Genomic DNA, 22484 nt, shown 5'->3' on the forward strand with positions numbered 1-22484 from the left:
AGCCAGTGGCCGGTAAGGCACGCGATGCAGTGCGAGAAAGCGCCGCATGACGGCTTCCGGATGACGGAAGGCGGCCAGCGACACCACGGCGGCCGGCCTGCGCAGGCGCGCCGCCGTCAGCAGTGCCGCGGCGGCCCCCACCGAATGGCCGAGCAGGGCGATACGCCCCGGACCCGCCTCCGGCTGCCGTTCCAGCCAGTCGAAGGCGTGGGCCAGATCCTCGGCAAAGCGCGGCATGGAGGAATGGCCGTCCCGGTCGCTGCGGCCGTGGTTGCGCGCATCCACCAGCAGAACGCCATAGCCCGCCCCCTGCAACGGTGCGGCGACCGGCAGCATGTCCTCCGCATTGGCGCCCAGCCGTGCATCACCACCAGATGGGGAGCCGGACCGCCTCCCGGCGGCAGGATGTGCCACGCGAACAGACGGCGGCCCCGTTCCGTGACGATGGAGGCGACCGGTACGGCAGGCCGGCGTCGGCGGGCGTCCCGACCTCCGGGCGGCAGGGAATGCGGAATCCGCGATGCACCAGCGCCCGGACGGCCAGCGGAAGTCCGAGCGCCAGCGCCAGCGCGGCTCCGGTGCCGGGGCCGAGGACCGGTTCCACCCAGCTCATGGCGTCTTTCCGGTCACGCCGGCGTCAGTGCCCGTGCGGCGCCTTCCAGGCGAACAGTCCCTGGACCGCATAGGCGAGAATGGTCGCGCCGACCAGCCCCACACCCCAGATCAGGCCGACCAGCAGCCAGTCCACCGGCCCGCCGGCGTCGGAAAAGCCGGAGATGGTCACCATCGCCATCAGGCCGAGCGCGGCGAAGCCGCCCAGGACGCCGACTATCTCGGACCGGACCAATCGGCGGCTGACCAGCCCGCCTTCGTGCATCAGCACGGCGACGAAGGCGCCCAGCCCGGCGACGGCAAGCGCCGGCAGGATCCACAGAAGCGGGCCGAGCATTTCCTGGAACACCACCAGGAAGACCGCGAGATCGAATTCCTTCATGCTGTCGTCCTCCGCTTATGCCTGGCCGCGCAGCATCGACACATAGGTCGGCTTCAGCGCCATGGTCTTCATGACCCAGGTCACCCACAGTTCCTCCAGCGGCGCGATGACGCCGGGGAAGGAGGGAACGAGGTTGTCCTCGTAATCGAATTCCACGAGCATCGCCCGGCCCAGCCGCGTGATCAGCGGGCAGGAGGTGTAGCCGTTGTAGACGCTGGCCGAGGTCGTGCCCTGGATGCCGGCGATCAGGTGGTCCACCGCCACCGGCACCTGCCATTTCACGCTGGCCGCCGTCTTGCCCTTCGGGACGCCCGCCACGTCGCCGATGCCGAAGACGTTGGGGAAGCGCTTGTGCCGCAGGGTCGGCTTCTCCACCTCCATCCAGCCGTCGCCGGCCCAGACGCCCTCCTGCCAGCGCAGCGGGCTGTTGCGCACGGCGGCCGGGGCCCGCATCGGCGGGACGACATTGATGAAGTCGTACTTGAATTCGGCCGTGCCGGTCGGGGTCTTGTAGGTGGCGATCTTGCGGCCGGGATCGATCGCCGTCATCACATGCTCGTAGGCGACCTTCACCTGCCGGTCGCGGAACAGCATCCGCACCTTCTCGGAGACGATGGGAACGCTGAACAGGCCCTTGTTCTGCGCCGTGTAGACCAGCTCCGACCTGCCGCGCGTGCCATGGCGGCGCAGGTAATCGTCGGTGATGAAGGTGTACTTCAGCGGCGCGCCCGCACATTTCATCTCGGTGGCCGGACGTCCGAACAGCCCGACACCGCCGGTCTCGGCAAAGCGCGCCATCTCCTTCCAGGTCACCACGGCGGCGGCCGGACCGGCATAGACGCTGCCCAGCCCATCCTTGCCGATCAGATCGGTGTTCATGCCTTCGATGGCGGCATAGTCGAGATGCAGTCCCGTCGCCACCATCAGGAAGTCGTACCTGATGGCGCGGCCCTTGTCGGTGACGACCTTGTTCGCCACGGGGTCGAACTCCGCCACCTGCTCCTCGATCAGGGTGACGCCGCGGGGAAGATAGTCGGCGGTCGTCGAGACGACGTAGCCCTGCGGCTTCAGCCCGGCCGCCACAAGGGTGAAGCCCGGTTGATAGTAATGCTCCTTGCGGCGGTCGATCACCGTGATCGTCGCACCGTCCAGCCGTTCGGCAAGGCGGGCGGCGGCGGCCAGACCGGCGGCGCCGGCACCGGCGATGACGATGTGGGCCTTGGTCGCGACCTTCGGCGGCACCTCCGCCGCCCTGGCGGGTGCGGACGGCACCATCAGCGTCGCCGCGCCGGCACCGGACAGCGCCAGCATCCTGCGGCGGCTCAGCGGAGAGTCGAGGCCCGCGATCAGACCATCGCGCGGCGGGACTTCGTTCGTCATGCGCTTCCTCCGGAATTCAGTGTTGTCCGCGCGCCGGCCCGGCATGAGGACGCGCCTTTTATAAGAGAAATCTTATATTGCTGGATGGCAATACGATCAAGCGAATTCGGGTTAGGTCCTTATCGCTTTGCAGGTGGCTGCCCTTTGGATTAAGAGCGACAGCCTCACCGGTCCGCAGCCATCCCGAGCAGCCCCGAGCCATCGATGCCGATCGCCGATACCGAAATCGCGGACGTGGCCCGCCTGCTCGCCGTGCTGGGGGAGCCGTCGCGGCTGCGCATCGTCCGGGCGGTCTGGGAATGGCCGCAGGCGGTCAACCGGATCGTCGAAGCGACCGGGCTGAAGCAGGCGAACGTGTCGAAGCAGTTGGGTTGCCTCGTCGAGGCAGGCATCCTCGACCGACGCCGCGACGGCGTATCGGTGATCTACTTCATCGCGCTGCCGCTCGTCCGCGACCTCTGCCGGCTCGTCTGCGACGGCGTCCGGCAGATCGACGACGGGAAGGCACGGCTGGAAGAAGACGACGCCGCCGTCGCGCAGCGCACTCAGCCGCCGATGTAGTGCGGCATCAGCTTCGCCTGATCGCCGACCCAGACGCTGCAGCGGCTGTCCTGGTTGCGGAAGAAATAGACCTTGCCGGGCTGGCGCCGGTTTCTGCGGATCGACCAGATTGGCGCCGCCGGAAAAGGCGACGCCATACCGGTAATCCGGCGTCGCCGCCCAATAAAGGCCGTCGATCTCCTGCAGGAAGGCGCCGCGCCGGCACAGGTGCGACAGGGTGCGGTCGAAAGTGGCGAGGCCCTTCAATCCCTGCGGCAGGGCGTAGACGCGGCGGCTTTCGGTGCGGCGCAGGCGCGGCTCGTGACCGGGCGGCGGGGGCTCGTAGGCGCGGAACGGCGGGCGCAGATGGCCGGGGGCGGTCCGGTCGGTGGGCAGCACCTCCTGCGCTCCGGCGGACAGATGAGGCAGGAGGGCGGCCAGCGTCGCCACGGTCAGGAGGAGGCGGGTCATCGCACCGACGGGTTGTTGGCGACGAAGGCGAAATAGGGCAGCCGCCGCACCGCGTCGGCCACCATCAGATAGGCGACGGCGAAGGCGATCAGCGAGCCGAGGAAATAGCCGTAGCCGTACCATGGGAACCCCATCCGGCTGAACAGCAGGGTGAAGCCGGCATTGGCGGCCAGATAGACCAGCTGCGCCGTCAGGTTCCGCGCCCGCAGGTCGAAATAGGCGAGGATCACGGTGCAGAACAGGAACATCACCTGGAAGAAGGCGCCCAGCACGCCGAAGCGGAACATGCCGATCTGCTGGTACTGCAGGCCGATGGCGCCGATGATCGTCGGGGCGAGGAAGATGCAGACGGCGCAGACCGCCCCCTGCAGGATCACCAGATTGCGGCTGCTGTCTGCCAAGGCGGCGATGATGGCACGGTGGTTGCGGGCGATCTGGTCGAAGGTCGCGTGCTTCTGGATGTCGCGGTAGAAGCCCTGGTAATGCTCGAAGAAGCGGGTCTCGATGTTCACCGTGAACAGGGTCAGCGCCGGCAGTGTCGTCAGGTAGGCGACGAACATCGCGCCGTCATAGGCGCTGTAGATCGCCATGGCGCCCGAGACGATCTCGCGTTCCGGCGCGAACCACATGATCCATTTGTCGGTCCATACCGCGGCGTTGGCGAACAGGCCGATCAGCGCGAGATCCCAATAGCGGCGGAAATAGGTCAGGAAATCGAACAGCCGGCCGACGGGATAGGGATATTCGGCAAGCACCCGCGCGATCAATCCGAACTGGATCGCCGCCAACCCGGCGGAAAAGCCCCAGACCATGCCGGCGGCACCATAGCGGTCGCCCAGCAGCAGCGTGGCGGCCATGCCCACCGCCATGCCGACGCCGAAGGCGACGGTGACCGCCAGATAGTCCTTCAGCGCCGACAGGAAGATCGACACCACCCAGATGCCGCAGACCAGGAAGAAGTTCGCCAGCCCGCCCAGCATCACCGGCAGCGGCAGTCCGCTGAACAGAGGATAGAAGGGGCCGGCGGTCAGCCCCGCGATGGCATAGGCCAGCCCCAGCGTCGCCAGCAGCATGCCCGGCGCCGCCTCCACCTCCTTGGCATAGATGGCGTCGGCGAGATAGCGGGTGGCGACCATCACCAGCGGCCCGGTAAAGACCACCGAGAAGCAGAAATTGTAGATCACCACCACGCGGAACAGCGTCAGCTCCTCCATCCCCACCAGATCGCGGCCGATCAGGGTGATGCCGGCCAGCGCCAGGATGGTGAACATCCACGGCCCCGACGTGATGAAGGCGGAATGGGCATAGCCCTGGAGCACGCCCAGCAGATCGTCGCGCCGGGCCAACCGGCGGAGCGCGAAGCCGATGCCGGCCATCTCAGGCCGCTCCGCTCAGGTGGAAATCGGGCTGCTCAAGCGTCGGCCGGGTCGGCATGGCGATGTGCTCGTCATAGATGGCGCGGTAGATGCGGTCGATGGCGACCTTGTCGTAGGACTGGGCGACGCGCCGGGCGATGGCCTGGGCGCAGCGCTCACGCCAGGGGCGGTCGAGCAGAAGGGCGCGCAGTTCCCGCGCGGTGTCGAGCGGGCTTGCCAGCGGCGTCACCGCCCGCCCGGCCCCAGCGGCGGAACCTCGTCCGGACGGCCCAGCAGCAGCTCGGCGCAGGATCCCACGTCGGTCGCCACCGTCGGCACGCCGGACGCGCCGGCCTCCAGGATCACCAGCGGCTGCGCCTCGCTGACGCTGGTCAACGCGATGGCGTCGACCCGGCCCAGCCAGTCCGTCAGCTTGACCCGGCCGGCGAAGATCACCGTCTGCTCCAGCCCCAGATGAGTGACGATGGTGCGGCACTCCTCGACATAGCCGGGGTCCTCCTCCAGCGGCCCGAGGATCATCGCCTTCAGGTCGGGAATGTCCTCGCGCAGGATGGCGGCCGCGCGGATATAGGTCTTCACGTCCTTGATCGGCACGACGCGGCCGATCAGGGCGATGGTCGGCGGGCGCGGTTCCGGGTCGCGCCGTACCTGGGAATAGCCGGCATAGTCGATGCCGTTGGGCACGATCATCAGCTTGGCCGGATCGGCGCCCTGGCGGCGCTGGAACTCCTGGTTTCCGCCGTACAAGGTGATGATGCGGTCGCAGGCGTCGTAACAGGCCTTGGAGTAGCTGGCGAAGGTGTCCAACCACAGATCCCGCAAATCGCGCTTCTTCCTGTCGAGCACCAGGGAGGTGTCGCCGCCCTCGAACAGCCATTCGGCCATCAGGATCTCGATGCGCCGTTCGTTGGTGTAGATGCCGTGTTCGGTCAGCAGCGCCGGCCGTCCGGTCTCCAGCCGCGCCCGTGCGGCGAACAGCCCGGCATAGCCGGTGGAGACGGCATGATAGACGGAAGCCTGCGGCATCGGCACCAGCAGCGTGGCGAACAGCCCGCTCATCAGGGCGCGGCTGCCCCAGAAATACTCCAGGAAGGAGGCGTCCGGCAGGGCGGCCCTGCACATGCGCACCACCATCTGGAAGGCGTGCTCGGAGTTCAGCAGCGCCCGCTTGCCGACCCGGCCGCGCCGCGGCGCCAGCAGCCGCAGCACCTCGGCCACCTCCGCCAGCCCGCCGCCCTGCTGCAGCCGGCCGAGCGGCGTCTCCAGCGCCGCCACCAGCCGCGCCGTTCCGGGCTGCCAGCGCCAGCCGGCGGGCGGGTCCTGGAGATAGACATAGGTCAGGCCGGTGACGTTGGGCGGCAGCTCGTAGGCCAGCCGGCGGGCGCCGCGGTCGGCGACAAGGGCGACGATATGGAAGGTCAGGTCGGCGTGGGAGCGGATCAGGTCGTGGGTCCAGGTCGACACGCCGCCCGCGACATAGGGATAGGATCCCTCCATCAGCAGGCAGACGTCGGCCTTGGGGGCAAAGGGTGCTTCCGGCAGAGGCATGCTGCGGCTCATGCGGCAAGCTCCTTCGCGCCGGTCTCCGGGAATGCGGCCTCCGGTGGTGTCGGCGGCGGAACGTCGCGCCAGAGGGCGAAGACGTCGCGCAGCGTGTGGGCCAGTTCCGCCTCGTCGCCCAGCAGGTCGGGCCGGCGGCCGGGAAGCGCGCGCAGCTCGGCGAAGCGACTCAGCCGGAACAGGCTTTCGGCGTACCAGTAGAGGATGCGGCGGTCGGGCGTGCGGTCGACCAGCGGCTCCAGCCGCGCCGCCGCCTCCGCCGCCAGTCCGCAGCGCAGCAGCAGCCGGCCGAGGTCGAGGCGGATGGTGTCGTCGTCCGGGGCCAGATCCAGGCTGCGGCGATAGCCCTCCAGCGCTTTTTCCCGGATTTCAGCCTCGCGGTTGGCGTCCAGCAGACCGCAGAAGGCGTAATCGTCGAGATGGCGGGCGAGTGCGGCCAGGGCCTCCGGGTCCTCCGCCCGATCGCGCGCCGCATGGTCCAGCGCAAGCCAGCACTCGTTGAACTCATGCTCCACCCGCGCGGTGGCGGTGGCGGCCTGGACGCGGACGGACGGGTCGGCGTCGGCGAGGCCGGCCTTCAGCGCGGGCGTGAAGGCGGGACGGAAATGGCGGGCGACGAGCGCGATCACCGCCTGCTTCTGCTGCGGCGAGCCGATCCACATCACGTCGGTGAAGGAGTCGCCGGCGGCGAGATGCGCGTTCTCCCGCCCCGTCACGATCAGCTCGTACAGTTCGCGCGCCGGTCCGGTCTCGCTGTCGGGGAAGAGGGAGAGATACCAGTCCTGGAACCCGGTTGCATAGCGGCTGAACAGCGCCAGCAGCGCCGCGGTCACCACGGTGCAGGCGGCGCCGACCGGACCCAGCGGCACCATGGTGACAGCAGAAGCCCGGCCAGCCGCAGGTCCCGCCCGCGCCGCACCAGCCCGCGCAGCCACAGCCCGACCAGGGCGCAGAGCGCCAGATGCAGCGCCGCGCCGATCGGCAGGGCGAAGGGAAGACCCGAGAGGGCAAATGCCGCCACCGCGGCGTCGAGCAGACCGGCGGCCGGCGCCACCAGCAGCAACTCGCCCACGCCGGCGGATGGCCGGTCACCGGGAAGACCATCGAAAGCGGCGGGGGGCGAGGCGCTCATCGCACCTCCTGCCCGTCAACCCGGCTCTCCGCGGGGGCTTGGATCCGCCGGGTTGTGAAGCCGATGGTGATGTCGGCCAGTGCCGCCGGCAGCGCTTGCCGGACGGCGCGTTCAAGCTTCGCCTCCACCAGCCGGGCGCCGTCCAGCGGCGTGCCGGCCAGCACGACGCCGAAGGACGTGCCCTGATGGCCGAAGTCGCAGGCGAGGTCGGTGTCGCGCAGGCTGCCCCGCACCGCCTCGCCGATGGCGGCGGCAAGCTCCGCCCGCTGGCCCACCGACAGCCGCGCGATGCCGGTCGGACGGATGGTGATGGCCGTCGTCTCGAACCCCATGCGGCGACCGAGCAGGGCCAGGAACTCCGCCTGACGGCCGATGTAGCTGGAGGAATAGAGCGCGTCGTCGGTGAACACCCGCTGTTCGTTGGCGGCGCGGTACTGGCGCGCCTTGGCCAGTGCGGTGCCGATCCATTCGCACAGGATGCGGAAATTCTCGACCGTGTTGACGCTGAGGTCGGTGAAGCCCAGGCTTTCGATCTTCACCATGCCGACCACCTCGCCGGTGTCGCTGCTGACCAGCGGGCCGGCCAGAACGCCTTCGCCGGCCAGGATGCGCTCGTCCTCCACGCGGCTGACGCAGACCTGGCGCTGGCGTGCGATCACCTGCTGGAACAGGGCGGTGCCGCTGTCGAACCAGCGCGCATAGGTGTCGTTGTCGTCGTCCCAGCCCTCGTTCGTCACCGATTCCAGCACGTCGTTGTTCAGCAGGAACAGCGAGAACTTCTCCGGCTTCATGACGGTGCGGACGAGGTCGGCGACGCCCAGCATCACCTCCCCCTCGTCCAGCCGGTCGATGGACTTGGCGGCCTGATAGAGGGTGAAGACGGTGCGCAGCTGGCCGGCGACGCGGGTTTCCAGGCTTTCCTTCACCGATTTCAGCGCGCGGTAGGACCGGGCGATGGCCTCCGCCTCCTGCCGGGCGGTGGCAAGGCCGGCGCGCAGCTCCTCACGCTCGCGCAGCTGGCGCATGCGCAGCTCGCCGAACAGCACGGCGGCGACCAGCCACAGGATCGGTTCGCGCGTCAGGGTGAAGAGATGGTCGTACAGGTCCTGGGTGATGCCGGCGTCCGGCACGTTGCCCAGCCGCAGCGCCACCGACGCGGCCAGTGCCGCCAGCACGCCCTCGTTGGTGCCGTACTGGATCGCCAGCAGCAGGACCGGGATCCAGAAGGGATGCGGCTGCACCCCCTCGAACCGCAAGCCGGAGCCGAGCCAGACATCCAGCCCGAGCGCCACGGCGAAGAACAGCACGAGTTCCAGCAGTGCCACCGGACGCAGGCCGAGCCAGCGGCGGCGGGGCGCACCGTCGGCGGGGATCGTGGCTGCCGGGACGGCGGCGGGCTGGCTGCTCATCGTCGGACCGAGCCTCAGGGCGTGGCGGCGACAACCGGCCGCAGGCTGTCGATCATGGCGCGTCACCACGCGCTGGGCGACGTTGTTGACGCTGTCGCGGCTGAAATAGCCGCGTCCGGCCTCCGACTGGCTGGAGGTCCACAGAACGGCACCGTCGGATACCCGCACCAGCCGGGCGTTCAGCCCGACCACCGGCTCTTCCCGCAGGCCATGCTGATAACCGTATTCCGATACGCTACCGGCCAGCACCGCGTCCACCTCCAGCGCCCGGCCGGCGGCCTGCACGTCGAGCGGGGCATCGGCGGAAGTTTCGGTTGCCGTTGCCGCATCCGCGTCGGTGGACTTCAGGGCCGACAGGCGGCTGCGGACGCGGCCGGCCTCCACCGTGGCGGACGTTGCCGACGCCGTACAGCTCGGTGGAGACGAGATCGGCGGCGATCTGGCCGGCGTTGGGGTGGTTTGTCAGGTTCTCGAACGGCAGAACGGCGACGGTGGCGCCGGCCGGCAGCGTGGCACCCGGCTGGGCGAAGTCGCGGCTGTTGATACGCCCGACGCTGCACCCCGCCAGCAGCAGCCCGGCCAGCAGCAGCGCGCCGCAAGCCTGTATTCCCCTGGCTTTCATCCCCATGCCCGTCGGCCCCATCGCGTCACGCCTCCCCATTCCGCTGTTTCCCTTCCTTTAACCATGAAGACGTTGACACAACCGTCAATAACGCCAGACCAGAGTGACGCCTGCGCTGTTCACCGCACTGGCCGTGCCGCGGGCGGTGGAGCGGGCGTGGGCGGCGCGAATCCCCAGTTCCAGCCCGTCCGCCGGCTCCCAACCCAGGGAAACCGCGCCCTGCGGGCCGCTGCGCCCCCGCCGGTCATAGGCGTAGCCGAGCTGCGCGGCATAGCGGACATAATCGGTGACATGGTCCTCGACGTTGATCTGGAGCGCGTGGACCTCGCGCGTCGCGGCCGGCAGCGGGACATAGGTCTGTCCGTCCGCGTTCTGCCGTTCCTCGCGGTGACCGACATATTCGGCATCCAGCACATAGGCGACGCTGGCGAGCGGCCCGGCGGCGTTGAGGGTATAACGCAAGGAGCCCTCCACCGTGGCGCTGCGCGCCAGATCGGCGGCCCCGGCCAGCCCATAGCGGTTGTATCCGGCGCCGAGCGACAGCGACCAGCGCTCCGACAGCCGTTCCTCATGCTGCAGGAAAACCCGGTCGCGCCGTCCGCCGCCGACGATGCCCTCCAGGAAGGCGAAGTTGGGCTCGCTCCAGGCGAAGCCGGCGCGGGTTTCCGACTCCTCGTCGCGCCAGCCATGGGTGTAGCCGGCGCCCAGCGTCCGCGGCGCGGCGTAGATGGACAGGGTAGAGCGCTGCAGCTCCGGCCAATCATGGACCAGCGCCGCCTCCAGACGGGTGCGCACGCCGTGGAAGGGCTCCAGCCGGCCATCGGCGCGCTGGGCGGCGTCGACATCCACCTCGCGCCGTTCCAGCGCCCAGGTCAGGCTGGTGGAACGGCCAAGCTCCTGCACTCCGGCGAGCCGCGCGATGCGCTGCATGTCGGCGTTGCGCACCTGCTGCCAATCGACGTCCAGGCGAACGCGGTCGGCATTCGCATGCAGAAGCAGCGCCTTGGCCTGGACCAGCGACGGTTCGTCGGGCGTCAGCTCCAGCGCGCCGTCATAGGCCGTCGCCGCCTCGCGCCAGCGGCCGAGCCGTTCCTCCGCCTGGGCCAGCAGGGCGGTGGACTGGGCATCCCGCGGATCCTGGGCCAGCAGGTCGCGCAGCAGCACCCGCGCCGGACGGACCTCTCCGCCTTCCATCAGGGCCAGGGCGCGGAAATAGTCGATGCGACGCCCGGCCGCGCGGTCGGCCGCCGCGGCCTGCGGCGTCGGGCGCGCGGCGGGGGCGCGGGCCAGCGTGACGGTGACGCCCTTGGGGTCCGCCGCGATGTCGGCGGTGACGGCGGCGGCGAGGACCAGGACGACGCTGTCGTAGCCGTAGAGGATGTTGTCGATCCAGGACTCCAGCCGCTCCGGCACGCGGTCGAGCGCCACGTCGCCGAGCGGCCGGCTGAAGCGCAGCACGATCTCACGGCCGTTGCGCTCCACCTCGGTCACGACGGGAGCGGTCCAGCCCAGGGTGAAGCGGGCGGCGCGGTCCTCCCGCACGGTTTCGACACGGGCGGAGGGCCGCGCCGGCTGGGCGTGGATGGGGGTGGCGGCGAGGAGGAGGGCGAGGAGAACGTGAATGCCGAAGCGCTTCACCCCCTCTCCCGCCCCGGGAGAGGGAAGGGGCCCATGGCGCAAGCCATGGGAAGGGTGAGGGGTGATCCAAGGAACCATGCGGTTCGGGATTCTTGCCCCACCCCTCACCCTCCCCACTACGTGGGTCCCCTCCCTCTCCCGGGACGGGAGAGGGCAAATCGCGCGGAAGACGGTTAAGCCATCACGGAAGAGCCAGGACACGGCGGGCCTCCGGCAGTCGTCCGTTTTCGATCAGCATCGATGCATAGTCCGCCTTCAGCTGCCGGTCGCCGGGGCGGCGCTTGCGCAGGGAGTCGAACAGGACGACGGCGTCATCCACCTTGCCCAGCCGATTCAGCAGGTTCGCCTCCGCAAGAACCGCCGCGTCGCCCCGGCCGCCGCGGGCGCGGAGCTGGGCCAGCGCGGTGCGATAAAATGGCACGGCGGCGGCCGGGCGCTTCAGGGCGGTAAGCGCCTCGCCCAGGAAGTAATGCGCCTCGTAATCGTCGGGACCGCGCGCGGTGTAGCGGCGCAGCAGGCGCTCGGCGTCGGCGAGGCGGTTCTCGTCATAGGCCAGCATGCCCAGCTGGCGCAACGCGTCGGCATCTTCCGGCATCCGCGCCAGCAGAGCCGTCCAGGCTTCCCCGGCGGCAGCGCGCTGGCCGGTCTGTTCGGCGAGGCGGGCATAGCGCCGCAAGCGGTCGGGCGCGGTTTCCTCGCGCAGGGCGGCGCGGACGGCGACGGCCAGTTCCTTGCCCTTGCCGGCCGACGCCAGCGCCTCGATATAGGGCGCCTTCAGCGCCGGCTGAACCGGCGGACCGGCTTCCGTCGCGAGACCGGCGGCGACGCGGGCCCCGCCGCCGAGTTCGGCCAGACGGTCGTACCATGCCGCCTGTGCCGCCGGGCCGGCCGGCGCCTTGGCCCGCGCTTCCAGCCAGTCCAGCGCAGCCTGCGGCGGGCGCGGACCCCAAAGATAGGCCAGCTGCTTGAAATCCTCGCTCTGCGGCCCCTGCCCGGCCGCCAGCCGCTGCAAAGCTAGCGTTGCGCCCGCCTTGTCGCCGAGCGCCAGCAGGGCAGAGGCCGGTTCGCGCCGCCGATCCACCGGCAGGCGGTCGTCGCTGGCGCGGGCCAGCAGGTAGCGGCGCAGCTCCGCCTTGCGGCCCAGCGTCTCCAGCGTGCCGCGATAGAGCGAATCCTCCGCCTCCGCCAGCGGCGCGTCGGCGGCCTGCCGTTGCAGCAAGGCAGCAAGGTCGGGCAGCGCGTTCGCCTTGGCGGCGGCATCGGCATAGGCCGCCAGCCAGTCGCCGCCCAGCCGTTCCGCCCGCGCCCGCAGCAGCGGCAGCGCGGCGCGGTAGGCCTTGTGGTCGAGCAGCAGGTAGGCGATGCCCTGCTCCTCCGCATCGGTCAGGCCGCCCTTCGCCAGCTTGGCGGTGAGATGGCGGGCCAGTTCCTCCGACCGGCCGGCACCGTCGAGCGCCGCGATGTAGGGCGGCCTCCACCTCCGCACCGCCCTGGTCGAGCAGCGGGGCCAGCAGCGGCAGCGCCGCGGCCGGCTTTCCCGTCGCGGTCAAGGCGGCGGCGACGGCCAGACGGCTGCGCGGCGAGGGGTCGAGCGCGAAGGCGCGCTGCGCGGCGGCCAGCGCCAGCGGAGCGGCACGCCGGTCGGTGACCGCCCGTTCGGCTGCGCTGCCGGCGATGTCCTGCAGCAGGGCGGCGGGCAGCACCGGGCGGGTGGCCAGCCAATCGGCGACGGCAACCGGATCGCCGGCCTTGGCCGCCAGCCTCGCCCAGCCATGGTCTGCCGCCGGAGAGGGCTTGCCCTGCCGGCGCGCGACGAACCAGTCCAGGCCGGCCGGCGCGCGGTCGAGGTCGATGTACAGGACGGCCAACTCCTCCAGCTGGTCGTCGGGCAACTGGCCGTCGGACAACTGGCCGTCGGACAACTGGTCGTCGGGGAGAGAGTCCGACAGCACCAGACGGTCGAAGGCCGCAGCCGCGGCGTCACGACGCCCGGCGCGGTCGAGGATGCGGATGGCGGCCAGACGGTCGCCGAGGGTCAGCGCGCTCCCGGCCAGACCACGCTCTGCCCAGCGCGCGGCGGCATCGGCATCGCCGCGGCCGAGCGCGATGTTCGCCGCCAGCACCGGATAATCGGTCAGGAACCCCTCGCCCAACTCGCGATGCAGGCGGTCGAGGAAGGGGCGGTCGCCGTCGCGCAGAGCCGTCTCGGCCAGCCCGGCCAGCACCCAACCCGGCGCCAGACGCAGATCGCGGCCCTTGGCGGCCCGCAATGCCTCCTGCGCCTGCCCGGCACTCATCTCCAGCGCCAGCAGCCGGCCGAACTGGGAATCCTCCACCGGGCCGGACAAAGCCGACAGACGGGTCCGCGCCTCCTCCCGGCGGTCGGCGGCGATCAGCAGGTCGATGTAGGTCAACTCCAGCGCCAGCGGAGGTTTTTGACCGGTCACCTGCGGCCCGATCACCTGCGGTTCAAGCAGCCGCAGGCCCAGGTCCGGCCGGGAGGCCGCCGCCAGCTGGCTCGCCAGACCGATCATGGCGGCGATGGTCGGCCGCTCGCCGAGCCAGCGCCGGGCGCGGCCGAAGGCATCCTCCGCCCGGCCGAGGTCGATCAGCAGGCTCATCAGCAATTCGCGGCTGTCGGCGCCGATGTTGCCCCGGGCGCGGTCGTCGGCGCGCAGAAGCCGGTCCACCGCGCCGGCATGGTCGCCACGCGCCGCAAGCAGGGCGGCCAACTCCTGCTGGGCCTCGACATCCTCGGGCGCCAGCGCGCAGTAGCGGGCCAGCGCATCGGCCTTCAGCACCATCCGGTTGCGGAACCCGGCGGCATAGGCCAGTTCGCGGTAAAGGTCGGCGCTGTGCCGCAGCTCCGCCAGGACCGTCAGGTTTTCCAGGTAATCGCCCGGCCGCTGGGCATCCTGGAAGAGGCGGTTCAGCAGCTCGCGCGCCTCGATGGAGGACGGCTCGGCAGCGACGAACTCCTCGGTCAGGGCGATGGCGCGCTCCACGTCGCCCTGCGCCAGCGACAGGCGGGTCAGCGGCATCACCGTGGCGCCGCCGCGCTCGCCGGCGGCGTAGCGCTCCTCGTAGACGGCGCGGGCGCTGTCGTAATCGCGGTCGCGGAATTTCTGCAGGGCAAGCTCGGCGCCGCGCGGAATCAGCAGCAGGCTGGCGCCGATGCCCGCGAGCAGCACCAGCAGGACGACCAGGATGTTCGCGCGCATCGCCGCCCTACCCCGCCACACCACCGGTGGGGCGAAGCCGCAGCAGCAGCGGGGCGATGCCGGAAACCGGAACGGTCAGCGTCAGACGGCCATCCTCATCCGCAGTCGCGCTGCCGGTCCACAGAACCGCGCCGTCGCGTTCCGCCGTCACCGTCCAGGGACCGGAACGGGGAACCCGCCAGACCATGGAGCCCTCGCCATAGCCGGTGGCGGCGACGCGGAAGCCTGCGCCCTCCCCCGCCAGCGCCGAGAAGGCCCAGCGCCCTTCGACCAGATAAGGCACGGACGCGGGCGGATCGCGGTCGGCGCGGTCGACCTCGGCGAGCGCCACCACCGGCTCCGCCACCGCGGGATCGAGCGCGACATAGAGACTGCCCTGGCTGTGGCGCTGGCCCAGAACTCCGGCGGAACGGGAGAAATCGACCGCGGTGGCGCTGGCCCGGTCGAAACGCAGCGTGTTCAACGCCCCACGGTCGCGCACGCGCCAGCGCCGCCCGCCCTCCAGCGGTTCGAACCGCGCGGTGTAGAAACCTTCGGCGATGCGGGCATAGGTGGAGGCGGCGACCGGCGCCAACTCGGTCGCGCGGGCGGCGGTCAGCACCGAAACCAGCGCGTTCAGGCTGGCCGCCTTCTGGCCGCTGTACATGTGGTAATAGACGTTGAAGGGCTTCAGCCGGATCGGACCGCCGGCATGCCGCATGGTGTTGACCAGATTGCGGTAGCCGTAGAAGCGGTTGGTCCACAGGTCGGTGTAGGTGTTTTCGTTGCTGCGGCGGCATAGATTTGGCGCTCCGCCCCCACCGGCAGGCCGACGGGCGGCAGGCCGGTGATGGACGGGAAATCGGCGTCGAACCGGGCGTCGCCGCCGTTCATGTTGACGCCGCCCGCCTTGCGCACCGCCGCCAGCGCCGCCTCGAACGGGGAGGTGTCGCCCGACCATTGCACCAGAACCGCCCGCTTGCCGGCGGGCGCCAGCCGGGTGAAGTAGTCCAGCGCGCCGCCGATTTCCCGGTCCAGGTCGAAGGGCTGCTGCAGATAGGCGCGCGGAACGGCGTAGCGGCCGATGTCCGACACCTCGCCCGCCGTCTCCGCCGCATGCTCGTCGCCCTTGGCGGGGCGGTAGGTGCCGTCGCGGTCGAGGAACGGGGCTTCCTTCTGCCGGCTGTAATCCTTGAAGAAGGCCCATTGAAAGGGATGGGTCCAGGTGTGGCTGGCCGGTTCGACCTGCGGCAGGGTGAACAGCCGCTTCGCCGCTTCAACGGATTGCGGCGTGCCGCTCCAGGTCGGGTCGAGGTCGCCGACGATGGGGGCGACGGTCACCGGCAGATCGGGAAAGGGCTCGATGGCGGCGATGCGCACCATGTCGGCGGACAGGACGCGCTTGGCGGCATGGGGCGCCACCTCCGTCACGTTGCGCCAGCCGTCGCCGTCGATGTGGCTGAAATAGAGCCGCCGGCCCGACAGCGTGGTGACATCGGGCTTCGGCAGGTCGTCCGTGGCGAAGGCGTCGCCGAAAAAGGCGAAGGGATCGACGATCCATTGGCGCCGGTTGTACTCGGCGTCGAAATGGCGGCTGTAGCCTTCGGCCGCCAGCCCGCCGGCCGGGCCGGTCACCACCAGATGGCTGTCGCTGGCCGGATCGTCCGCCCGCCGCATCACCAGATGGGAGACAACGCGCGTGTCGGTCTTGCGGAACAGCGGGTAACCGGGCAGCACGCCCGACAGCGGCCGTTCGAAACCGATCATCCCATCGGCCAGCGCCGGCTTGGATTTATAGGTCAGGTCGAAAAGCCGTCGTCGTCGCGCAGCCCGAACCTGGCGAAGAAGCGGTTGGCGAGCGCCAGCGGCACCTGCCTGCCGCCGCTCTCCTGCCGCACCCCCGGCTGGCCCAGCACGGCGAAGCGGACGCCGCGGTCCATCGCCCGCCCCACCCAGTCGATGTAGGCACCGACATCGGCGAAGGGATCCCCCGCGAACCAGGTGACGACGCCGCGAAGGCTCGGATAGCGCGACAGGTCGGGCAGGCCGTCGGCGACGTTCCAATAGACGACGGACAGGCCCAGATGGTTCAGCGGAAGCTCCGCCATCGTGTGGATGCGGCCGAGGCGGATCGTTTCCTCCTCGCGCAAGTCCACCAGTGCCAGGATGGTTCGCGGCATCTCCTGCAAGGCGGTTGCGGCCGCAGGCGGCGCGCCGGCCGCCATGGCGGGCGCGGCCCACGGCAGCAGCAGGCCGAGCGCCAATGCCGCCGTCACTCTGGTGATGCGCATCACCGGGGCGGCTCCGGGATCAGGCGGTCGAGTTCGACCGTCGAGACATAGGGGGAAAAGCCGTTGGCCCGCTGCAGAGCATAGATGGCCCGGACGCCCGCCGTATCGGCCGGATCCCAGTAATCGAGCGTGAGCAGGCCGAGCCGCGGGTTCAACGCGCCGGCGGACTTCAGCGCATCCACCTGGAACCGGTAATCCTCGGCGTTCTGGCGGTGCGGGCGCTTGGCGGCGAAATCCCAGCCGGCATAGACGCTCTCCCCCAGCACATGGCTCAGCAGCGGCGCCGTCTGCGGCAGGATCTCGTAGGCGCGGTTCTGCATCAGGCCGATGTCCGGCCAGTTGCGGCGGATGGCCCGCACCAGGGCCGCCGCCGCATCGGTCATGCCACGCCAGCGCTTAGGCTCGGTACGCTCCAAATGCGGCGGATTGTCGAGCGTGTCGAGGAAGACGCCGTGAAAGCCTTCGCGCAGGATCGCCGGCACCAGTTCCTCCACCACCAGCTTGACCCAGCGGCGGTCGCGGACATCGACATAGAAGCTGCCGGGCCAGTTGGGGTTCTCCTGGTCCAGGATGCCCCAGCCCTTCACCCGGCCGAACCAGGGACGGTGCGTCTCCACCTCCCCCACGCTGAGATAGCCGAACAGGGTCTTGCCGCGGTCGGCCAGCGGCTGGAGCGGCGGATGGGTGCGGCTGTCCAGAACCAGCAGCCGATAGGGTTGGAAGGCCGACAGCGGGGCGGCATCGGCGTAATAGACCGCCCAAGGAGAGTTTGAGGATGAGCGGCGGAGGATAGAGAGCCGGAAGCTTGGCCGGTTTCGGCGGCCCGCAGGGGCGGTTGGGCAACGCCAGCGACGCCGCACCCGACACGAGCCCCACGGCGACAGCGCGCCGCCCGATCAGACCACCGATCACGCCAGCCGAACCCTTCCCGACGCTTACCCGACCTGAACGGTCAGCCCAGCCACGCCAGCGTCTCGCGCAGCCCGTCCTCCAACGGCGTGTCGCAGCTCATGCCGAAGGCGGCGACGAGGCGCGACGGATCGCCGATGGACACCCGGATGTCGCCCGGCCGCGCCCCACCGTATCGGCGGTCGAGCGGCCGGCCCGACAGCTCCGCCAGCACCTCCGCCAGCCGATTGACCGAAGTCGGACGGCCGGTGCAGACGTTGAAGACCGGTGCGCCGGACCTTGGGTTGTCCATCGCCGCGGTCAGGTATCGCACCAAGTCCTTTACAAGATGAAATCGCGGACCTGTTCGCCGTCGCCGTTGATGGTGATCGGCTCCCCCCTCACGATCCGGCCGGCGAAGATGGAAATGACGCCGGAATAGGGTGATTTCGGGTCCTGGCGCGGCCCGTAGACGTTGAAGAAACGGAAGCCGGTGGTCGGCACGCCGTGCACGATGTCGGCCACCCGCGCATGCAGTTCGCAGCCCAGCTTGTCGGCGCCATAGGCGGACAGCGGCGGGTCGCCGCGTCCTCGGTCAGCGGAATGGCCGGGTTGTCGCCATAGACCGCGGCGGAGGAGGCGTAGACCACCGGCACCGGCCCCTTCGCATTGGCGCGGCGGGCGGCGTCGAACACCGCGACGGTGCCGGACAGGTTGGCATGGTGGGTTTCCAGCCACGCCTCGCGCGAGCGGTCGACGGAGGCGACGGCGGCCAGATGGAAACAGCCGTCGACGCCGCTGCCGTCAGGACCGGCCATCGCCGCTTCGACCACCGCGGGCGTCGGCGACGTCGCCGACCGTCACCGCCACTGACGGAGGCAGGTTCTCGCGCTTGCCGGTGGACAGGTCGTCCAGGACCCTGACCTCGTGCCCGGCGTCCAGCAACCGCTCGATCAGGTGCGAGCCGATGAAGCCGCAGCCGCGGTGACCAGATAACGCGCCATCGCTGCGGCTCCCTCCGCTTTTGAGAATTTGGTGGAAATTTCGCGAGGATCGGGATGGCGGACCTCATGCCACTGCGGAAATCGCGTGGACCCGCTCAGGCAGCGGCCAGGAATCCGGCGACCGAAGCCTGGAATTCCTTGGGCTTGATGGGCTTGGAAACATGACCGTCGAACCCGGCATCCGCCAGCCGGCGCTTGTCGGCGGGGGTGGCGAGGTTGGTCACCGCCAGCACCGGGGTTGCGGCGAGGTCGCCATCGGCGCGGATCTGCTTGATCAGTTCCAGCCCCGACAGGCCGGGCATGACGATGTCCATCACCACCAGATCCGGCGTCATTTCGCGCATCAGCGCCAGCACCGAGGTGGCGTCCGACGCCTCGACGACGGCGAAGCCGCCTTCCTCCAGGCAACGGACGAAGAGCTTGCGCATCAGCACATTGTCTTCGACCACCAGGATCGTCCGCGTCTTTTCGACCGTGTCCACCATCTCGCCATCCGGACCTTGGTTCCGCGCCCCGTGCCGCCTTGCCATGCGGCGCCGACCGGCGCACAGGACCACACACGGCATATCCACGCGGTATTTCACATGTAACTCAGTATCTACGGCTTTCGGTTTCGCCGGTCAAGCAGCCCACAGCTTTGGAGAAGGGCACTTTTACCGATGTTGTGTGAAACTTGTTGCAGGAGTGCCATGAATAGTGGGGCTGCGCTTTCCACTGGCGCGGCCGGTCCGGTTGAGGCCATCCTTCCGGCAAAGTCGGAGATCGATTTTCCGCAAGATCATCCGGCGGGACCATCCGGGTCCGCAAACCAGGGAGACCGAGCATCGTGACAGCGCCCTTCATCCTCTACGGCAACGTGAATTCCCAGCCGGCGACCCGCGTGGCGCTGTTCTTCCGGCTGGCCGGCATCCCGTTCCAGTACCGGCATGTCGATCTGCGCAATGGGCAACAGAAGTCGCCGGAATACCAGGCGATCAACCGCTTCGGCCGGGTGCCGACGCTGGTGCATTGGCGACCATTCGATTTCCGAATCCAGCGTGATCCTGACCTATCTGGCCGAACAGACCGGGCAGTTCGGTGGTCGCGACGACGCCGAGAAGCTGCGCATCGCCGAATGGCTGAGCTGGCTGGCCGACGTGCTTCTGCCGGTCCAGCGCGCCCGCGCCGTGCGCAAATTCAACGGCGACGCCAACGCCCTGCCCTGGCTCGACGCTTCCGCCGCCAGCGGCATGAAGCTGTTCGACGAGCATCTGGCCGGCCACAGCTTCATCCAGAGCGAACGGCTGACCATCGCCGACATCTTCGCCTTCCCCTGGATCGACCTGCTGAACGAATCGGCCATCGAGGCGAAGGACTACCCCAACGTCCAGGCCTGGGCCGACCGCATCCGCGCGCAGCCGGGCTACAAGCCGCAGTACGAGCTGATGCCGTCGGCGGATGCGGAGTGCTGAGGTAGGATTTTCTTGCGGCGTAAGCCCCCCACCTAACCTCCCCCGCTCTCGGCAGACCTATGGTCCGCCTGACGCGTCAGCACAAAGCATAGCTTTGTGCGAGAGCTGGGCGGGGAGGGACTGCCGCCGCTTTACCAAACAGGCGCTTGTCCCCTCCCCGCCCAGCGGGGGAGGGTTGGGGTGGGGGTCTAACTCCGCGTATCGTCGATCACCTTGCCGTCGTTGGGCAAACTCCCCGGCGGTACGAACTCCACCGCCCCTTTCAGCTTGGTCACCGACGACAGCGTCTCGCGGATGGCGGCGGCGAGAGCGTCTCCGGTCTCCTCCGCCTCGCAGCGCAGGGTCATGGTGTCGCTGGCGTCCCGGCGCCCGACGACGAGGCGGCCGCGGAAGAGCTGGGGATGGCGGCGCAGCACCTCGGCGACCTGTCCCGGATGGACGAACATGCCCTTGACCTTGGTGGTCTGGTCGGCGCGGCCCATCCAGCCCTTCAGCCGCATGTTGGTCCGGCCGCAGGGGCTGGTTCCCGGCAGCACCGCCGACAGGTCGCCGGTGCCGAAGCGGATCAGCGGATAGGCCGGGTTGAAGATGGTCACCACCACCTCGCCCACCTCGCCGTCCGGAACCGGGTCGCCGGTGCCGGGGCGGACGATCTCGACGATGCAGCCCTCGTTCACCACCAGACCCGACCTTGCGGCGGTCTCGTAGGCGACGATGCCGAGATCGGCGGTGCCGTAACTCTGGTAGACCTCCAGCCCGCGCGCCTCGTAGAAGGCGCGGGCGTCGGGCAGATAGGGGCCGCCCGACACGGCGGCGATACGGATCGACGACACGTCCAGCCCCAGCGCGTCGCCCTTCTCCAGGATGATCTTCAGGAAGTCGGGCGTGCCGATATAGCCGCGCGGCTTGAGGCTGGCGACGACCTGCGCCTGCATCTCGGTGTTGCCGTGCCGGCGGGGATGACGGCGCAGCCGACGGCGTGCGCGCCCGTCTCGAACATCGAGCCGGCGGGGGTCAGATGATAGGCGAAGCAGTTGTGGGCGAGGTCGCCGGGGCGGAAGCCGGCGGCGAACAGCGCACGGGCGCTGCGCCAGGGATCGACGCCATGCGGCTCCGGATCATGGATCGGGCCGGGCGAGGCGAAGACGCGGGCCAGCCGCCCGATCTCCACCGCCGCCAGACCGCCGAAGGGCGGGTTCGCCTGCTGCAGCGCGATCAGGTCGGCCTTGCGCGTCACCGGCAGGGTGGCGAGCGACGCGCGGTCGTGGATCGCCGCCGGATCGATCTCCGCCAGCAGCCGGCGGAAATAGGGAGCCGCATCCCTGGCATGGTGCAGGTGGGCGGGCAGCGCCGCGAACTGCTCGGCCTCGCGCCGGTCGGAGGAACGGGTTTCGAGGTCATCGTAGAAGTCGGTCATGGTCGTTCGTCCGTTCAGGGGTCGGCCGAGGTGACGCGGGGGGTGCACGTGCTTGCGCCGGCTGCCCCCTCCCCATCCCTCCCCCGCTTCGCGGTGGAGGGGTAGGAGCTTTGCAGGAGTGCGGCGGAGTTCCCTCTCCCGCGGAAGCGGGGGAGGGTTAGGGAGGGGGCATCGAAGCCGACGCCTCCGCTCCCCTCAAATCCAGCGCTTGCGCCGCTTGAAGCTCTTGAGGTTCTTGAAGCTCTTGCGCTCTTCGTTGCCGCCGCCGAGGTAGAATTCCTTCACGTCCTCGTTGTTGCGCAGCTCTTCGGCGGTGCCGTCCAGCACGACCTTGCCGTTCTCCATGATATAGCCGCGGGAGGCCGCCTGCAGCGCCATGCGGGCGTTCTGCTCCACCAGCAGGATGGTGACGCCCAGATCCTTGTTGATCTGCTGGACGATGCTGAACACCTCCTTCACCATCAGGGGCGACAGGCCCATGCTGGGCTCGTCCATCAGGATCAGCTTCGGCCGGGCCATCATCGCGCGGCCGATGGCCAGCATCTGCTGCTCGCCGCCGGAGAGATAGCCGGCAAGGCCGGTGCGTTCCTTCAGGCGGGGGAAATAGCTGAAGACCATGTCCAGGTCGTCCTTCACACCGTTGTCGCGGCGGGTGTAGGCGCCCAGGCGCAGGTTTTCCAGGCAGGTCATGTCGGCGATGATGCGGCGGCCCTCCATCACCTGGAAGATGCCCTTGCGGACGATCTGGTCGGGGTCGATGCCGTTGATGCGCTCGCCATTGAAGGTGATGTCGCCGCGGGTGACCTCGCCGTCCTCGGTCTTCAGCAGGCCGGAGATCGCCTTGAGCGTCGTCGACTTGCCGGCGCCGTTGGCGCCCAGCAGGGCGACGATCTCACCCTCCGGCACCTCCAGGCTGAGGCCGCGGAGCACGAGGATCACGTCGTTGTAGACGACCTCGATGTTGTTGACGGACAGCATCATCCGCTTCGCAGCCGTGACGGGCGGTACAACGGGTGCGTTGGTCGAAGCGGCCGTGGCGGTGGTCTGCATGCGGCACCTGAACTTTCCGAAAGATGGACCGGTCGGAAGAAAGGGGGGCGCCCCCGCCGGA

The 22484-nt window shown here is 69.6% G+C and carries 25 protein-coding genes and 3 pseudogenes; 3 read left to right on the forward strand and 25 right to left on the reverse strand.

The window, feature by feature from the left end:
• The 4 genes from F1643_RS05690 to F1643_RS05705 all read right to left on the reverse strand — a co-directional run.
• Positions 1 to 336: S9 family peptidase (locus F1643_RS05690; protein WP_206692359.1), on the reverse strand; the 336-nt coding region annotated here is incomplete at its 3' end.
• A 28-nt stretch (positions 337 to 364) separates the two neighbouring features.
• On the reverse strand, positions 365 to 613 hold the full coding sequence (locus F1643_RS05695; RefSeq protein WP_194911675.1) for a hypothetical protein: 249 nt from the start codon (positions 611 to 613) through the stop codon (positions 365 to 367).
• A 24-nt stretch (positions 614 to 637) separates the two neighbouring features.
• On the reverse strand, positions 638 to 994 hold the full coding sequence (locus tag F1643_RS05700; protein WP_194911677.1) for a DUF5368 domain-containing protein: 357 nt from the start codon (positions 992 to 994) through the stop codon (positions 638 to 640).
• A 15-nt stretch (positions 995 to 1009) separates the two neighbouring features.
• Complete coding sequence (locus F1643_RS05705; protein ID WP_194911680.1) at positions 1010 to 2374, reverse strand: FAD/NAD(P)-binding oxidoreductase; 1365 nt, start codon at positions 2372 to 2374, stop codon at positions 1010 to 1012.
• 204 nt (positions 2375 to 2578) lie between these two features.
• Here F1643_RS05705 and F1643_RS05710 point away from each other — a divergent pair, with 204 nt between their 5' ends.
• Positions 2579 to 2935, forward strand: coding sequence for a helix-turn-helix transcriptional regulator (locus tag F1643_RS05710; RefSeq protein WP_194911682.1), 357 nt, complete (start codon positions 2579 to 2581; stop codon positions 2933 to 2935).
• Here the strand turns inward: F1643_RS05710 and F1643_RS22370 are convergent.
• From F1643_RS22370 to F1643_RS05795, 19 genes and pseudogenes are all read right to left on the reverse strand, one after another.
• Positions 2920 to 3072 (reverse strand): hypothetical protein, encoded by a 153-nt coding sequence (locus F1643_RS22370; RefSeq protein WP_255542453.1) that lies wholly within the window; start codon positions 3070 to 3072, stop codon positions 2920 to 2922. The genes F1643_RS05710 and F1643_RS22370 overlap by 16 nt on opposite strands.
• Positions 3073 to 3381: 309 nt before the next feature.
• On the reverse strand, positions 3382 to 4761 hold the full coding sequence (gene pelG, locus F1643_RS05720; RefSeq protein WP_194911684.1) for an exopolysaccharide Pel transporter PelG: 1380 nt from the start codon (positions 4759 to 4761) through the stop codon (positions 3382 to 3384).
• Position 4762: 1 nt separating this feature from the next.
• Positions 4763 to 4990, reverse strand: a complete 228-nt coding sequence (locus tag F1643_RS05725; RefSeq protein ID WP_194911686.1) for a hypothetical protein — start codon at positions 4988 to 4990, stop codon at positions 4763 to 4765.
• Entirely contained in the window at positions 4987 to 6321 is a 1335-nt protein-coding gene (pelF, locus tag F1643_RS05730; RefSeq protein ID WP_194911688.1) for a GT4 family glycosyltransferase PelF, read from the reverse strand. The genes F1643_RS05725 and pelF overlap by 4 nt, the downstream gene beginning before the upstream one ends.
• Positions 6318 to 7193, reverse strand: a complete 876-nt coding sequence (locus F1643_RS05735; RefSeq protein WP_194911690.1) for a tetratricopeptide repeat protein — start codon at positions 7191 to 7193, stop codon at positions 6318 to 6320. Before F1643_RS05735 ends, pelF begins: the two co-directional genes overlap by 4 nt.
• Complete coding sequence (locus tag F1643_RS05740) at positions 7151 to 7453, reverse strand: hypothetical protein (RefSeq protein ID WP_194911692.1); 303 nt, start codon at positions 7451 to 7453, stop codon at positions 7151 to 7153. The genes F1643_RS05735 and F1643_RS05740 overlap by 43 nt, the downstream gene beginning before the upstream one ends.
• Positions 7450 to 9147 carry a GAF domain-containing protein gene (locus tag F1643_RS05745; protein ID WP_370540488.1) on the reverse strand — a complete coding sequence of 566 codons (1698 nt, stop codon included), beginning with the start codon at positions 9145 to 9147 and terminating at the stop codon, positions 7450 to 7452. The genes F1643_RS05740 and F1643_RS05745 overlap by 4 nt, the downstream gene beginning before the upstream one ends.
• Positions 9098 to 9523: a hypothetical protein gene (locus tag F1643_RS05750; protein WP_194911694.1), complete on the reverse strand. Its 426-nt coding sequence runs from the start codon at positions 9521 to 9523 to the stop codon at positions 9098 to 9100. Before F1643_RS05750 ends, F1643_RS05745 begins: the two co-directional genes overlap by 50 nt.
• A 45-nt stretch (positions 9524 to 9568) precedes the next feature.
• Positions 9569 to 11122, reverse strand: coding sequence for a tetratricopeptide repeat protein (locus F1643_RS05755; protein ID WP_194911696.1), 1554 nt, complete (start codon positions 11120 to 11122; stop codon positions 9569 to 9571).
• A gap of 181 nt (positions 11123 to 11303) precedes the next feature.
• Complete coding sequence (locus F1643_RS05760) at positions 11304 to 11729, reverse strand: tetratricopeptide repeat protein (RefSeq protein ID WP_370540499.1); 426 nt, start codon at positions 11727 to 11729, stop codon at positions 11304 to 11306.
• Entirely contained in the window at positions 11668 to 14343 is a 2676-nt protein-coding gene (locus F1643_RS05765) for a tetratricopeptide repeat protein (protein ID WP_194911700.1), read from the reverse strand. Before F1643_RS05765 ends, F1643_RS05760 begins: the two co-directional genes overlap by 62 nt.
• A gap of 7 nt (positions 14344 to 14350) precedes the next feature.
• Positions 14351 to 15043, reverse strand: coding sequence for a hypothetical protein (locus F1643_RS05770; RefSeq protein ID WP_194911702.1), 693 nt, complete (start codon positions 15041 to 15043; stop codon positions 14351 to 14353).
• Positions 15013 to 16089, reverse strand: a complete 1077-nt coding sequence (locus tag F1643_RS05775) for a hypothetical protein (protein WP_194911704.1) — start codon at positions 16087 to 16089, stop codon at positions 15013 to 15015. The genes F1643_RS05770 and F1643_RS05775 overlap by 31 nt, the downstream gene beginning before the upstream one ends.
• Before the next feature lie 32 nt (positions 16090 to 16121).
• On the reverse strand, positions 16122 to 16613 hold the full coding sequence (locus F1643_RS05780; RefSeq protein WP_194911706.1) for a hypothetical protein: 492 nt from the start codon (positions 16611 to 16613) through the stop codon (positions 16122 to 16124).
• Complete coding sequence (locus tag F1643_RS05785; RefSeq protein WP_194911708.1) at positions 16613 to 17473, reverse strand: endo alpha-1,4 polygalactosaminidase; 861 nt, start codon at positions 17471 to 17473, stop codon at positions 16613 to 16615. The genes F1643_RS05780 and F1643_RS05785 overlap by 1 nt, the downstream gene beginning before the upstream one ends.
• Before the next feature lie 92 nt (positions 17474 to 17565).
• A complete protein-coding gene (locus tag F1643_RS22375; RefSeq protein WP_255542454.1) occupies positions 17566 to 17835 on the reverse strand; it encodes a hypothetical protein in 270 nt (89 codons plus the stop codon).
• Between the two features lie 8 nt (positions 17836 to 17843).
• Positions 17844 to 18319, reverse strand: a pseudogene (locus F1643_RS24490) (NAD-dependent epimerase/dehydratase family protein).
• On the reverse strand, positions 18306 to 18446 hold the full coding sequence (locus F1643_RS22390; protein ID WP_255542455.1) for a hypothetical protein: 141 nt from the start codon (positions 18444 to 18446) through the stop codon (positions 18306 to 18308). The pseudogene F1643_RS24490 and the gene F1643_RS22390 overlap by 14 nt, the downstream one beginning before the upstream one ends.
• A gap of 154 nt (positions 18447 to 18600) precedes the next feature.
• On the reverse strand, positions 18601 to 18990 hold the full coding sequence (locus F1643_RS05795; protein ID WP_194911711.1) for a response regulator: 390 nt from the start codon (positions 18988 to 18990) through the stop codon (positions 18601 to 18603).
• Positions 18991 to 19385: 395 nt separating this feature from the next.
• Between F1643_RS05795 and F1643_RS22395 the strand changes: the two are divergent.
• Together F1643_RS22395 and F1643_RS05800 are read left to right on the forward strand one after the other, a co-directional pair.
• Positions 19386 to 19454: pseudogene (locus tag F1643_RS22395) on the forward strand (glutathione S-transferase family protein); the annotation flags it as partial.
• Positions 19455 to 19542: 88 nt separating this feature from the next.
• The gene (locus tag F1643_RS05800; RefSeq protein WP_370540489.1) at positions 19543 to 19956 is read left to right on the forward strand and encodes a glutathione S-transferase family protein; all 414 of its coding nucleotides are present in this window, start codon (positions 19543 to 19545) and stop codon (positions 19954 to 19956) included.
• Between the two features lie 188 nt (positions 19957 to 20144).
• Here F1643_RS05800 and F1643_RS05805 read toward each other — a convergent pair.
• A pseudogene (locus tag F1643_RS05805) lies at positions 20145 to 21373 on the reverse strand (phenylacetate--CoA ligase family protein).
• Between the two features lie 195 nt (positions 21374 to 21568).
• Positions 21569 to 22423, reverse strand: coding sequence for an ABC transporter ATP-binding protein (locus tag F1643_RS05810; RefSeq protein ID WP_370540490.1), 855 nt, complete (start codon positions 22421 to 22423; stop codon positions 21569 to 21571).
• Between the last annotated feature and the right edge of the window lie 61 nt (positions 22424 to 22484).

Source organism: Azospirillum sp. INR13 (assembly GCF_015390205.1).
Lineage (GTDB): Bacteria > Pseudomonadota > Alphaproteobacteria > Azospirillales > Azospirillaceae > Azospirillum.